Source organism: Cupriavidus sp. 8B, from assembly GCF_054589115.1.
This window is the reverse complement of record NZ_BAAILO010000530.1, coordinates 62,941-75,177: the sequence shown is the minus strand read 5'-3', so window position 1 is coordinate 75,177 and position 12,237 is coordinate 62,941. Positions and strand designations below refer to the sequence as shown.

At 59.9% G+C, this 12,237-nt stretch carries 14 protein-coding genes and 1 pseudogene; 6 read left to right on the top strand and 9 right to left on the bottom strand.

Features of this window, described 5'->3' with window-relative positions; genetic code table 11:
* A partial coding sequence (locus ACYP5B_RS46880) for a transposase (protein ID WP_459574255.1) occupies window positions 1–161 on the bottom strand: 161 nt, incomplete at its 3' end.
* Between the two features lie 397 nt (window positions 162–558).
* Between ACYP5B_RS46880 and ACYP5B_RS46875 the strand changes: the two genes are divergently transcribed.
* Window positions 559–903, top strand: a complete 345-nt coding sequence (locus ACYP5B_RS46875; RefSeq protein WP_459574150.1) for a cupin domain-containing protein — start codon at window positions 559–561, stop codon at window positions 901–903.
* Between the two features lie 279 nt (window positions 904–1,182).
* Here the strand turns inward: ACYP5B_RS46875 and ACYP5B_RS46870 are convergent.
* Window positions 1,183–1,305 (bottom strand): annotated as a pseudogene (locus ACYP5B_RS46870) (IS110 family transposase); the annotation flags it as partial.
* 67 nt (window positions 1,306–1,372) lie between these two features.
* On the opposite strand from ACYP5B_RS46870, the gene ACYP5B_RS46865 reads away from it, so the two are divergent.
* Window positions 1,373–2,065, top strand: coding sequence for an HAD family hydrolase (locus tag ACYP5B_RS46865; RefSeq protein WP_459574261.1), 693 nt, complete (start codon window positions 1,373–1,375; stop codon window positions 2,063–2,065).
* Between the two features lie 25 nt (window positions 2,066–2,090).
* Window positions 2,091–3,395 (top strand): NAD(P)/FAD-dependent oxidoreductase, encoded by a 1,305-nt coding sequence (locus tag ACYP5B_RS46860; protein WP_459574148.1) that lies wholly within the window; start codon window positions 2,091–2,093, stop codon window positions 3,393–3,395.
* Between the two features lie 242 nt (window positions 3,396–3,637).
* Here ACYP5B_RS46860 and ACYP5B_RS46855 read toward each other — a convergent pair whose 3' ends face one another.
* The 5 genes from ACYP5B_RS46855 to ACYP5B_RS46835 all read right to left on the bottom strand — a co-directional run bounded on the left by ACYP5B_RS46855 (window position 3,638) and on the right by ACYP5B_RS46835 (window position 7,656).
* Window positions 3,638–3,985: a cupin domain-containing protein gene (locus ACYP5B_RS46855; RefSeq protein WP_459574147.1), complete on the bottom strand. Its 348-nt coding sequence runs from the start codon at window positions 3,983–3,985 to the stop codon at window positions 3,638–3,640.
* 173 nt (window positions 3,986–4,158) lie between these two features.
* Window positions 4,159–5,463, bottom strand: a complete 1,305-nt coding sequence (locus ACYP5B_RS46850; protein WP_459574145.1) for an NAD(P)/FAD-dependent oxidoreductase — start codon at window positions 5,461–5,463, stop codon at window positions 4,159–4,161.
* A complete protein-coding gene (locus tag ACYP5B_RS46845) occupies window positions 5,460–6,215 on the bottom strand; it encodes an amino acid ABC transporter ATP-binding protein (RefSeq protein WP_459574144.1) in 756 nt (251 codons plus the stop codon). Before ACYP5B_RS46845 ends, ACYP5B_RS46850 begins: the two co-directional genes overlap by 4 nt.
* Entirely contained in the window at window positions 6,212–6,883 is a 672-nt protein-coding gene (locus tag ACYP5B_RS46840) for an amino acid ABC transporter permease (RefSeq protein ID WP_459574142.1), read from the bottom strand. The genes ACYP5B_RS46845 and ACYP5B_RS46840 overlap by 4 nt, the downstream gene beginning before the upstream one ends.
* A gap of 5 nt (window positions 6,884–6,888) precedes the next feature.
* Entirely contained in the window at window positions 6,889–7,656 is a 768-nt protein-coding gene (locus ACYP5B_RS46835; protein WP_459574141.1) for an ABC transporter substrate-binding protein, read from the bottom strand.
* A 175-nt stretch (window positions 7,657–7,831) separates the two neighbouring features.
* On the opposite strand from ACYP5B_RS46835, the gene ACYP5B_RS46830 reads away from it, so the two are divergent.
* Window positions 7,832–8,647: an IclR family transcriptional regulator gene (locus tag ACYP5B_RS46830; RefSeq protein ID WP_459574139.1), complete on the top strand. Its 816-nt coding sequence runs from the start codon at window positions 7,832–7,834 to the stop codon at window positions 8,645–8,647.
* A gap of 135 nt (window positions 8,648–8,782) precedes the next feature.
* On the opposite strand, the gene ACYP5B_RS46825 is transcribed toward ACYP5B_RS46830, so the two are convergent.
* Entirely contained in the window at window positions 8,783–9,664 is an 882-nt protein-coding gene (locus tag ACYP5B_RS46825; RefSeq protein ID WP_459574138.1) for an IS5 family transposase, read from the bottom strand.
* Between the two features lie 453 nt (window positions 9,665–10,117).
* On the opposite strand from ACYP5B_RS46825, the gene ACYP5B_RS46820 reads away from it, so the two are divergent.
* Window positions 10,118–10,519: an oligopeptide/dipeptide ABC transporter ATP-binding protein gene (locus ACYP5B_RS46820; protein ID WP_459574137.1), complete on the top strand. Its 402-nt coding sequence runs from the start codon at window positions 10,118–10,120 to the stop codon at window positions 10,517–10,519.
* A complete protein-coding gene (locus ACYP5B_RS46815; protein WP_459574136.1) occupies window positions 10,516–11,463 on the top strand; it encodes an ABC transporter ATP-binding protein in 948 nt (315 codons plus the stop codon). Before ACYP5B_RS46820 ends, ACYP5B_RS46815 begins: the two co-directional genes overlap by 4 nt.
* 42 nt (window positions 11,464–11,505) lie before the next feature.
* Here the strand turns inward: ACYP5B_RS46815 and ACYP5B_RS46810 are convergent, their stop codons facing one another.
* Window positions 11,506–12,225 carry a LysR substrate-binding domain-containing protein gene (locus tag ACYP5B_RS46810; protein WP_459574134.1) on the bottom strand — a complete coding sequence of 240 codons (720 nt, stop codon included), beginning with the start codon at window positions 12,223–12,225 and terminating at the stop codon, window positions 11,506–11,508.
* Between the last annotated feature and the right edge of the window lie 12 nt (window positions 12,226–12,237).

Below are 12,237 nucleotides of genomic sequence, written 5' to 3'. Positions count from 1 at the left end.
CACCAACGTATTCCGGTCTTGAACACGAACAGAATGCCGTTCAACACAGCCCGGTCCGAAACCGGAAGGCGGCCCGGATACTTTTTGCGACGCGGCATCGGCGCTGGAAGCAGCGGTTCGATCAGTGCCCATAACTCGTCGTCAATGATCGGCGCGCCCATCCCTTTGGTCCCAGTTGTTCAGGTGCTCAAAGGTTAACAGCTAGCCGACGAAGTTAACAGCCCCCTTCGGGGTCTTTTTGAAATGGTCTCTTAGCACTGCCGCGAGATGCGCACCAACCGCCGAAGGCGCTTGGTTGCTTGCCCGCTTTGGCGGAGGAGTGGCGCTACGTCTGACGAATGTGACGGCCAAATTGGATTATCAGCACCAAATCGAATCCGCACCACATCGAGTCAGCACGGAGAAGACTGAGCCCTTCCCGTATCCCGTAACGGGTCTGAATCCAATTCCTTTCCACGGCCTGCAACGATTCTATGTTGCGGCAGGCGTGGCCGGGTACAGCCTGCTCGACAGGCTCTCCTAAGAAGCGTTGATACACCCTTACTAAGGATAGAAAGCATGAGCGTACAAGTTATCCGCGCCTCGACCACCGTCAACGATCTGGTCGAAAAGGGCCCGGTCGCCTCTCTGTCCGAGCCGCCATGCAGGGTCTCGGGACTCGAAGTGGCGGTTCCCCAGCGCCCTTCGTGCAAGACGGGAATTTGGGAATGCACGCCAGGCCGCTTCAATCGCCAGATTGCTGCAGGGGAAGTGATGCATATCCTGAGCGGCAGCGGCGAGTTCAAGACAGAAGAAGGGAGCACATTTGCGTTCCAAGCCGGTGACACCCTGGTCTTTCCGCCGGATACCCGCGGCATCTGGACCATCCACGACACTGTGCGAAAAGTGTACGTCCTTGTCTAAGAAGACCTTATGCCGACCCCTTTCGGATCGCAAGCTGTTTTGCATGTTGGTTGCAGGTAAGGCAGCACGCTTATGTCCGGCCTGTTCGCGCAGGCTGGCTAGCCTGCTGGCCCATATGGATTTCGCTGACGAGGGTCTCAGCTAACAATCGAACTCAGTCGTTCAACGCTCTTATCAGACTAACCTCGTCCCGGTCCAACCTGTTTGCCATCATGCAGCGAGTGCTTGCGCTCCTTGGTAAGAGTGTTCAGTGGGGTGGAGCCTCATGCAGGCCAGCGGCTACGCAGCCTTGGTCGTGGCCCCGTGGTATCTGGTCCCGCGGTATAGAACAGCCCATATCGTGCGGGCAAGCTTGTTTGCCGTGGCCGCTACCACAACGTTGAAGGGACGTCGCTGAAGCAGGCTGTCGAGCCCCGGCGATCGTATGCACGCCTGCCCTAACGGAATGGCACCAGAGACGAGGCAAGAAATGGCACTAGAACTTCTTGTACTGACGTTGGACGACCTCGTGTCCCGGCATGACGACCAGCATGGCGACCAGCGCAAGGGTGGCCGCCGAGAACACAGGGTCAGCTCGGACGATTCCCAGGCAGCGGCAGATGCGCTTGAGGAAAGCTTCATCAGGCTTCGCCACCATGCGCGTGTCGCAAATGGCGAGCTCGCCCGCGCCCATGTCGAAGCGCTGATGCGCACCTATGAGCGCGCCTTTGTCGCCGCCTGCGCGGAGAATCGCCTCCACGTGCAGCCGAAGGTGCTGACATGGATGGAAACGGCAGAGCGCAACGGCGTGCGGCCTGCGCTGGGCTCTGCCCTGTCATCGCGCATGGTCTACGCCCTCATGGAAGGCACGCTTGGCCGGGACTGGGCTGACCGCTTCGCCGTTGTCGCCACTGCGGATGCGCTTTCGCCCAACGATGCACAAGCGGAGCTCTACCGCCTGATCCTGCGCACGACCGCTGTCCCCGCGCACCACTCGCTGCTTGTCACATCGAAACAAGATATCCAGGAGATGGCGCGCGCCGTCGGCATGCATACGGTCCATCTGACCGCGCAAGGCTGCACCGCCGATGTCATCTTTGCCGACATCGACGCATCGTCGCTGGCATTCGACACGCCGCGACCGTCCCGGGTCGCGCGCGCGACCTCTGCCCCCTTTGGCTGAATTTCCATCTCAAGGACACGCTACCATGAAGACAATCGTCATTGTTGGCGGCGGCGCCGCCGGTTTGCAACTCGCCATCGACCTTGGGCGCGCGCTTGGCAGGAAGAAGCGCGCCAGGGTGGTGCTGGTCGACCGCAGCCCCACGCATCTGTGGAAACCGCTACTCCATGAAGTGGCCGCAGGCAGCGTGGAGCCAACGGTCCACCATACGTCGTTCGCGCTGCAGGCCGAGCGCAATCACTTCGAGTTCGTCCAGGGCGAACTGGTTTCCGTGGATCGCACGAGCCGCGTCATCACCGTGGCAACGGGCAGCGCCGGCGAAACCACGGACGCCGATAGCTTGCATGCCATCGGGTACGATAAGTTGGTCCTCGCTGTGGGCGGCGTCACCCAGTACTTTGGGGTGGCCGGCGCGCGTGAGCACGCGCTTGCCCTCGACAGCGTCAGCGGCGCCGAGCTCGTGCGCGACCGGCTGCATGCGGCGCTGCGCAGCAAGTCGTTGCCAGCGACACCGCAAGCGGACGCGCGCAAGGTGCGGGTGGCCATCGTCGGCGCCGGCGCGACCGGCGTCCAGCTTGCATCCCAGTTGCGGCGCACGTCCCGGCTATTGAACCAGTACGGCGTGCACCGGCTGGACCCCGTGCATGACGTCGATATCGCCGTGCTGGAAGCGGCCCCGACCATTCTGCCCGGCATGGACGGCGGCCTCGCCGCTCGCGTCTCCCGGCGACTTGCACAGCAACACATACGCGTCGGCACCGGCCAGCGCGTGACCTCCGTTACGCCCGACGATCTCGTGCTCGGCGCAAACGAGCGCCTGAACGTCGACCTCGTGGTATGGGCCGCCGGCGTCGTCGCGTCACCGCTGGTCGCCACGCTCGGGCTGGCCCTGAACGAGAAGGGGCAGGCCCGCGTCGGACCGACGCTCCAGAGTCTCGGCGACGACGATGTGTTCGCGATCGGCGACTGCGCGAGCTGCAGGCCCACCAACGTGGCCAGGGAACTGCCGACGCGTGCCCAGGTGGCGTTCCAGCAAGCGCTATATCTGGTGGAGGCGCTGCCCAGGCACCTGTCCAGCAGGCCGGTCCTGCCTTTTGTCTACCGCGACTACGGCTCTCTGATTTCGCTCGCGGGCGGGCGCGCTGTCGGATCGCTGGCCACGGTGAAAGGCTCGTCGGGCTGGTATGTGGAGGGCAAGATAGCCGCGCTGATGCACCACGCGATCTATCGACGTCACATCCTCTCGATCAACGGGTGGCGGCGTGCGCTGATCGTCTCGCTATCCCATGGACTTGAACGGTGGTTGGGCGCCGGGACGCGCCTGCACTAGCGAGTGGTTGTTGGCAGGCCGGGCAAATATGCCGGCCTACACTGCCAATAATTGCACATCGCTGTAAAAGCAACTTCAGCAAGGGGCGATATGCCTGAGTTTTGACGGTCCCGATCTAAAAGGGGCGTCGAGACTCCTATTTGATCGCTTTCTCGCGACGCCACAGGAGTCGTGAAGCCGTCATAGTCGCGTACTTGATCTGCGTGGTGTGAGCATCGCACGACAGTCATCTGCAAGCACAGCTAAATCATGACGTAAACTTTTCGCACAGTCTCGTTGATGTCCCAGACACCGTATGTACTGGGCGAGAAAAACAAAGTGTCACCTTGCGAAAACTTGATCAGAGTTCCATCGGTCGAGCGAAATTCGCCGCAGCCGCTCAAGAAGTGCATGACCTCCCCGGCTGCAACCTGCCGTTCAAATCGTCCGGGAGAACACTCCCAGATACCCGTTTTGCAAGAGGATCGCTCCGGAACTACCACTTCCAGGCTCGCCGTCTTGCACACAGGTTCGCCAAGCGGAATCGAAACTGCCCCATTGCTTGTCAGCCTGTCGGTTGACGCCGAAGAATGGATAATTTGAATGCTCATAATTTTCCTTTCTTGATTCGTGCGGTAAATTCTTGGGTGACTCAGCACCCCAGCACTCCGCGATAGAATAAGTAGACTGGTGTGGAGCACATTGCAACCAGGTAGGAAGGCTTACTCAGCTTCCCGGTAGCGGCAACGATTCGGTTGAGGTTTATTTCCGGTCCTTTCAAACGTCAACCAAATCTGTCAAGCAGGCTGTACCACGCAACACCAGCAGCAATATATAGGCGCTGCAATTGATGCATCGGGATCGGTTTGATGGGAGAAATTGGATATGGGAATTCATCTGTCCCACCTGTTAAGCGGGATGCCAAATGCTTACCGAAGCTGGTGCATAGAGCAATGCCTCGACCATTGCATCCCACGGCCACAGTTATCCCCGGAGCCGGCTCATGAATGTGCGGCATGAAATCGCGTGTTACGGCGATACGCCCGGCCCACCTGTACTCATACTTCAACGGACCTAGTTGAGGAAAGAGCAGTTCCAACGATCTCTCAAGATGGGAGAAATCGCTTGCATTTTTGGGGTCCGAAAAGAAGCCTCTACCACCCATAAGTAATCGCCCATCACTATCCTTTCGGAAATATAGGAGTAGCCTCTGCGATGTCGACGCGGTTTCCCCACGAGCCAGAATGTCGTTAGCTTCGGCACGGGATAGTGGCGCCGTGGCAACAATAAAGCTGTTGGCTGTGAGCAATGTGCTTTGCAGACCCGGCCAGAGCGGTCCTGTGTATCCGTTGGTCGCGATAACAACCCGATCGGCAGACACGGTAGCGCCAGTCGAAAGGGTGGCGAGCCATTTCCCGCTGCCCTTGGACACTTGTGGCGAGAGTGAAGTCACTGCACTTCCACTGTGTACTGCGGCGCCGGCCGCCAGTGCTGCTTGAGCCAACCCACGTGTGTACGACAATGGCTGTATCGCGCCTGCACGACTGTCGAGCCATCCTCCTGCGAAAGCACGGGTTCCCACGCGACGCGCCACGGCATCGCTGTCGAGCATTTCGACAGGCACCCCCCTTTTTCGCCATTGCTTTGCGCGCGCGTGCAGACCCTCCACGTCTTTCGGCGCGTACGCTAGCTGCAGCCATCCGCTTCGGACGGGCTTGCAATCAATGTCGTGTCGCTTAATAAGGTCGAAGACCAGATCCGCAGATTTGGAAACTGCGTCGATCAGTGGCTCGGCACGTCGCTCGCCAAACATTCTGACCAGCTCATCGGGGTCATGTTTTAGCGTGGGATTGACTTGACCGCCGTTACGACCCGATGCGCCCCACCCTGGCTCTTGACTATCGACAACGCAGACTGATGTTCCCCTCTCTGCGAGATGCAGTGCGGTGGAAAGTCCCGTAAAGCCAGCGCCGATTACCAGGACATCGACTTCTCTGGATTCAAGTAGTGGTGGCGTATCCGGACCTGCCACCGCAGTCGCGGCCCAAAGCGAAGACGGCTGCGTGCTAGTTGTGGGATCCGACGTCATGAGGTGCCTCCGACCACCTCGATCGGCTTGTGCAGGACACGACGAAGGAAATCTTGGGTACGCGCCTGTTGGGGGGCGCCGAGCACCTGGGCTGCCGGCCCTTCCTCCACAATCTTTCCGCCATAAAGGAAGCAGACTCGATCAGCGACTTCTCTCGCGAAGCCCATCTCATGCGTTACGACAATCATCGTCATACCTTCTTTTGCGAGATCGCGCATCACTTCGAGGACGTCGCCCACGAGCTCAGGATCTAGCGCTGAGGTTGGTTCGTCGAACAGCATCGCTTCAGGCTGCATCGCAAGTGCCCTTGCGATAGCGACCCGCTGCTGTTGCCCGCCTGACAATTGCCCCGGATGGGCTGAGGCCTTGGCAGCGAGACCCACCTTGTCAAGGAGCGACATTGCTAGAGAACGGGCGGTCTCGCGGCTCTCACCGCGTACGAACACCGGTCCTTCCATTACGTTCTCAAGCACCGTTCGATGTGGGAAAAGATTGAAGCGTTGGAAGACCATTCCCATGCGGCTTCGCAACCGGTGAATATCGCGGCCCTCACGGTCAACTCGTTCACCAAAGGCGCGAATCTCGCCCTCGTCGTAGGATTCCAGACCATTAATACAGCGCAGTACAGTCGACTTCCCGGATCCGGATGGACCAATAAGACATACGACCTCGCCGGCGTTTACATGCAGGTCTACACCGTGCAACACCTGATGATCACCATACCGCTTCTGAAGTTTTTCGATATCAATCATGATCGATTCTTCCCGACGCCGAAACGCACCTCTACGCGGCGCAACATGTAAACGAGAGGCAGACTCATCAGCAGGTACAGCAGGGCCACCAGCGTATAGACCGTCATGTTCTGGAATGTTGACGACGCGATTAACTGTCCAGCGCGCGTCATTTCAGCAACCGTGATTGTCGAAACCAACGAGGAGTCCTTCAGCATCATTACCAGCGTGTTGCCGTAGGGCGGGAGCGCGATGCGAAAAGCCTGCGGCAGGATCACACGGCGCATAATCAATGGTGCACGCATACCCATTGCCTGGGCGGCCTCGCGCTGACCAGGATCAACGGCTTCAATGCCAGCACGGAAATTCTCGGCCTGATAGGCCGAATAGGCTATTCCAAGACCAATAACGCCAGCTTGGAACGCTGTGAGGTGAATTCCGATGTCGGGCAGGACAAAGTAAATGTAAAAGAGCTGCACGATAATCGGCAGGCCCCGAATCAAATTGACGATGCTTGAACCGAGGGTGGACACCGCGCGGACGCGCGATAGCTTCATTAGCGCAAAGCCCAGGCCCAATATGCTGCTAAGTAGAAACGACAGTACGGTAACCTCAACCGTAACCACAGCTCCCTTCAGCAGGATGGGCAGGAACTCAGCAGCATTATTTAGAAAACTCGCAGCCTCCATCGCGCTTACATCCCCCACTTCTGAACAATTTTCGCGAGCGTACCGTCAGCCTTAATTGCCGCGATCGCCTTGTTCAGTCTGTTGAGAGTCTCTGTGTCACCCTTTCGCACCACAAGGCATACTTCTCCAATATTCACAGGCTTGTAGCTCTCGACGAGCTTCACGCCAGGAAATGCGTGCTGGCGAATCTGGTACGCAATGAGTGGTTGATCACCGAGTGCCGCCTTAATACGCCCCAGTGAAAGGTCGCGGGACATGTCGGCAATGGAATCATAGCTGCGCACCTCCTTGAAGATGCCCTTCTTGTTCAGCATGTCCAGAAAAACCGTGCCAACTTGAGCACCGACGACCTCACCCTTAAGCTCGTCCAACGTGCTATATGTCTTTGTATCGTCTGCCTTGACGAGCAACCCTTCGCCGTAGGAATAGACAGGATCGCTAAACGTCACCACTTGTTGGCGCGCTGGCGTCTTTAGCATTGCTGCCGAAATGATGTCGATCTTGTTTGAAGTGAGCGAAGGAATTAGTGCAGAAAATGCGGTCTGCTGAACGTTCACCTGAAAGCCGCCCGCTTTTCCGACCGCGGTCACCGTATCGACCATCATGCCTTGGATCGTGTTGCTTTTGACATCCAGGAAAGTGAAGGGTACGCCAGTCGCAGTTGCCCCGACGTTGTAGATGGTTTGTGCATTGCCTTGGGAATAGGCAAGCGAGGCTGTGCCCGCTATGCACATGGTCAGTGCAATGTGGCGGATTAGTTTTACGGCAATCATTTGTACACTCCTTGGCAAGGTCGCGGGGTGCCTGAGAGCAGCGATATCAATGCAACCCGCACGAGCTATTATCGAGGTCAATGAATCAATACATAACCCGTGAAAACCACTAGTTGCACCATCCGAATCGATATGTGATTCTAGTTGAGCTAATATTGATGTTTTGGAGGAAAAAGTGCCGCAAAGTTATCAAAAAGTGGGCGCGGAGCCGAGCGAAGGGCACCAAAGTCAGCTCTTCAACCAGTCGCTGGAGAAGGGGCTTGCAGTACTGGCCGCCTTTAGTGCATCGCGCCGCACGATGACGATCGCTGAAATTGCCGAGGTAGCAGAGATCAACAAAAGCTCGGCCCAGCGCATGGTCTTCACGCTCGAGCAGCTTGGCTATCTACGCAAGCATCCGCAGACCAGGAGATATCAACTCACGTTGCAGGTGATGAAGGTGGGCTACAACTACCTTGCGGCAGACCCTTTGATAGATGTGGCGAATCCCTTCTTGTCAGAGTTGACCAAGGTGACCGCTGAGTCCACATGCTTGACCGAGCCAGATGGCGTTGAGATGGTTTACTTGGCTCGATTTGTCAGCTCACACTTTGTGCCTGTGCACATGCCTATTGGCAGTCGCATTCCTATGTACTGCACGGCGTCGGGTCGTGCGTATTTGAGTGCCCTCCCCGACGGCGAAGCGAGAGCTCTCATTGAAAGATCGTCCCGGATCGCCCACACGCCGTATACGCTAACGTCTGTCGAGGATGTGATGGCAGAGCTAAAGCAGGCGCGATTGCGCGGTTATGCAATGAATTCCGAAGAACTGTTCCTTGGGGACATGACGATTGCCTCGCCTGTAATCGGTGGCAAAGGGCGGCCACTTGGCGCGATTCACGTCGTTGCGCCAACCGCCCGATGGACGGTTGAGGATACGGAGCGGAAACTTGCCCCTCCCCTCCTTCAATGCGCTAGAGCGATAAGCAGTTCGGTCCGGACGCTTAGCTAGAACTGCCACAGCTGTGCTCAGGGCTCTCGCAGATGGTGATGCAGTTCGGCAAGCAGGGATCGATGTCACGCAAGCGAAATTGCTACGGTCATACGAAATGCAAACCTTCTGGGGCAGTCTGAAAGGAGAACTGGTTTACAGTACAACCATCGGTATGCCATCCGGCTGGAAGCTTTGGCCTCTGTCCGTGAGTGCACTGAAAGATTTCTTTAAGAGACGGTTTCGAAAAGACGGCTCCGCGCGCCGGAGGGTGTTCCAGCAGATCAGGCAGCAGCCGAGTTTGAGGAATGCTTCGTGAATGTCGCCACGACGTTCGAAGCGGATACGAAGACGGCGGAAATGACGCAACCAGGCATGTGTACGCTCGACGATCCAGCGGTACTTTCCCAGACCACTGCCGTGTGCAGTGCCGCGCTTTGCGAGCACAGGCGTAATGCCACGTTCGCGCAATTCCTGCCGATGCCGCTCGGAATCGTAGCCGCGATCGGCATAGATGGCTTCAGGTTTTTGCAGGGGGCGTCCGCGCACGCCTCGGATCGGCGCAATGGCATCGACCAGCGGCAGCAGTTGCGTGACGTCATTGCAGTTTGCGCCGGTCAAGATCGCCGCGACGGGGATGCCATTGGCATCCGTGGCGATGTGGTGCTTGGAACCTGGTCGCGCGCGATCGGTGGGGTTCGGGCCTGTTTTTCGCCCGCCCCAACCGCACGAATGGATGATGAGTCGACGACCACTCGCGAGAAGTCGATCTGGTCTGCGGCGCGCAACTTGCGCGAGTAGCAGCTCGTGCTGCCAGTCGCGCAAACGCCTCCAGCAGGTCACGCCAGAGCCGCAGCCCATTTCTGCTGGTAGGTCGCGCCAACGGATGCCGGTTCTGAGCACGAAAACGATGCGGGTAAGCGCAGCGCGATCCGACACCGGCCTGCGTCCTGGGTACTTCCATCGGCTCGGCTTGGATGCCGGCAGCAGTGGCTCGATCTCTGCCCATAGTTCGTCGCTTACGATCGGCTTACCCATCTCCTTGGCCCCATATGTCAAGACCGCAAGGTTGATATGACTCCGCCTGTCAATAGGGTTCGGTTTTGACTTTGTTGAGGGGGATGCTGACTGAATTTCCTGAGGGCGACGTAGCAGTAAATCTCGACGGTGGAGTGTGTCACGAACACGGGCGCGAGCCTGTGGTGCTGTGTCAAAGATGGGAGACGGCCTCCCGAAGCCGGTATGCAGGGGCAGGCTTCAAACCGCCCGGTGCTGCTGCGTTCAAAAGACGTGGTGGTGAGCGACCGTGGAAAAGTCATCCAATGAGGATGGCAGGTACGTATTGGGGGGATCGTACCTTTCGTGTGAAATCTGGCGGTCTGGTCCTAAAGTCATTACGAATCAAGGGGTTGCAATATCGCTGGTCGTGCGAAAGGCGGCAGGGAGCAAAGCCATGCTGCAGGCGGCTCTCCGGCTGATCACCGCCACTTTTTGCACGAAAGGTACGATGACCCCATCACCCACGACCTGGGCGTGGTCGCCGAGACGGCAGACCGCGCGGCGGTCATGTACGCCGGCCGGATCGTCGAACAGGGTCCGGTCGACGCGCTGCTGACCCACCCCGCACACCCCTACACGGCGGGACTGCTGGCCTCGCTGGCCATCGAGACACTGCCGCCTGGCGCCCGCCTGCCCGAAATTCCGGGCACCGAGCCGCCGCTGACGGCCATGCCGACCGGCTGCGCCTTTGCGCCGCGCTGTGCCCACGCGCAAGATAGCTGCCGTGCAGCAACGCCCTCGCTTCGGCCCGCCGGCAACAGCCGTGTGGCGTGCCACGCGCCACTGGTCCATGTCGTCCGCCGCCCGGTACCGCAAGAGGAGGCCGCCGCATGAACGCCCCGCTGCTGGCGCTCCACGAGGTATCTCGCCACTATCACACGCAGGCCGGCGTCGTTCGCGCGCTGGACCGTGTTTCGCTCGACATCGCTCCCGGCGAGACGCTGGGCCTGGTGGGAGAAAGCGGCTGTGGCAAATCCACGGTTGCACGCGTTGCCATGCGGCTCACGGACGTCGACGAAGGCGAGGTTCGGCTCGACGGCGAAGACATCGCCACGGCGCACGGCCGCGCGCTGCAAGCGGGACGTCCGCGCGTGCAAATGGTGTTCCAAGATCCGGCCGGTTCACTCAATCCACGCGCAACCATCGGACAGACCCTTGAGGCTCCGCTCATCGTGCATCGGCGTGGCAACGCCGGGGATCGGCAATCCAGGGTCGCGAACATGCTGCGCGGCGTCCGCCTGCATCCCGATATGGCCAGCCGCCATCCCCACGAACTATCCGGCGGACAGCGGCAGCGTGTGGACATCGCCCGTGCGCTGATGCTGGATCCCGCGCTGATCGTCTGCGACGAGGCGGTGTCCGCACTCGACGTTTCGGTACGCGCGCAGGTACTGAATCTGCTGCTGGACCTGCGCGAAACGCTCGGCATAGCCTACCTGTTCATCTCGCACGACCTGGCGGTGGTGCGGCATATGTCGGACCGCATCGCCGTCATGTACCTCGGCCAAGTCGTGGAACTGGGTCCGCGCGATGCGGTCTGGCACCACACGCTGCATCCGTATACCCGTGCGCTGATGGCGGCGGCGCCCTCGGCCCGCCCGGCAAACCGGCGCCTGCCAAGGGTTGTCATGGAAGGCGAACTGCCCAGCCCGCTCGACCCGCCGTCCGGGTGCCGCTTCCACACCCGATGCGCCCAGGCGACATACCTCTGCCGGTCGTCCGAGCCAGCCTTGCGGCTTCACGGCGCCGATCACTGGGTGCGCTGCCACCTGGCCTGACACACGCGCGGCGGGAGACGTATCGCGCGGGCAACCCCGGCCTCAACGCATTTCGCCGACCGCGGACGGAATCTCCTGTCTGAGCCACACGGCTGCGGCATCGGCCTGCGTGCGCCGGTTGCGAATCAGTTCGATGTCGAAGGCGGTATCGGCCAGTTCTTCCGGGACCTCAAGGAACTGGACGTCGGGGGAAGCCAGTCGGTGCGCCACCCGCCTGGCAACGGCCGCCACCAGGTCGCTGTACGCCACCGCCAGCGGCAATGCCACGATGTGCGAGAACGTCGCCGCGACACGCCGTTGCCCGCCGAGCTTGTCCAGCCTGCCGTCGACGACCCCGCGCCGCGATCCACTCTCGCCGGGGGCAAACAGCGCATGAGGCAGTTGCAGATAGGTCGCAAGGTCAATGCTGCGCCGCCGGCCGCGCGTGCCGAGCTGTGGATGCGAACGGCTGGCGATGCAGACAAAGTCCTCCTCGTACAGCTTCGTTTGCACCATGCGCTTCGGCGCGGACAGGTGCCCGCCAATCGCAGCGTCGACCACGCCCTGGTCGAGCTGCTCGTAGATGGCCGCCCGGTCCAGCGCCATGATGCCCAGACCGATGTCCGGTGCCTGTCGCCTCAGCCGACTGATGACATACGGCAGCAGGACGATGGCAGCGTAATCGGTGGCTGCGATGGTAAAGCTGCGCCCGGCAGGTGCGGCGGGGTCGAAGGCGACCGACTGGCACACCGCCTGGCGAACGTGGTCGAGCGCGGATGACATCCCCGGCATCAT

Excerpts from the sequence above, each read along its gene's own strand:
- ACYP5B_RS46810 (WP_459574134.1), bottom strand. The coding sequence starts at position 12,225 with ATGTCATCCGCGCTCGACCACGTTCGCCAGGCGGTGTGCCAGTCGGTC.
- ACYP5B_RS46825 (WP_459574138.1), bottom strand. The coding sequence starts at position 9,664 with ATGGGTAAGCCGATCGTAAGCGACGAACTATGGGCAGAGATCGAGCCA.
- ACYP5B_RS46865 (WP_459574261.1), top strand. The coding sequence starts at position 1,373 with ATGGCACTAGAACTTCTTGTACTGACGTTGGACGACCTCGTGTCCCGG.
- ACYP5B_RS46835 (WP_459574141.1), bottom strand. The coding sequence starts at position 7,656 with ATGATTGCCGTAAAACTAATCCGCCACATTGCACTGACCATGTGCATA.
- ACYP5B_RS46875 (WP_459574150.1), top strand. The coding sequence starts at position 559 with ATGAGCGTACAAGTTATCCGCGCCTCGACCACCGTCAACGATCTGGTC.
- ACYP5B_RS46855 (WP_459574147.1), bottom strand. The coding sequence starts at position 3,985 with ATGAGCATTCAAATTATCCATTCTTCGGCGTCAACCGACAGGCTGACA.
- ACYP5B_RS46840 (WP_459574142.1), bottom strand. The coding sequence starts at position 6,883 with ATGGAGGCTGCGAGTTTTCTAAATAATGCTGCTGAGTTCCTGCCCATC.
- ACYP5B_RS46815 (WP_459574136.1), top strand. The coding sequence starts at position 10,516 with ATGAACGCCCCGCTGCTGGCGCTCCACGAGGTATCTCGCCACTATCAC.
- ACYP5B_RS46845 (WP_459574144.1), bottom strand. The coding sequence starts at position 6,215 with ATGATTGATATCGAAAAACTTCAGAAGCGGTATGGTGATCATCAGGTG.
- ACYP5B_RS46850 (WP_459574145.1), bottom strand. The coding sequence starts at position 5,463 with ATGACGTCGGATCCCACAACTAGCACGCAGCCGTCTTCGCTTTGGGCC.
- ACYP5B_RS46860 (WP_459574148.1), top strand. The coding sequence starts at position 2,091 with ATGAAGACAATCGTCATTGTTGGCGGCGGCGCCGCCGGTTTGCAACTC.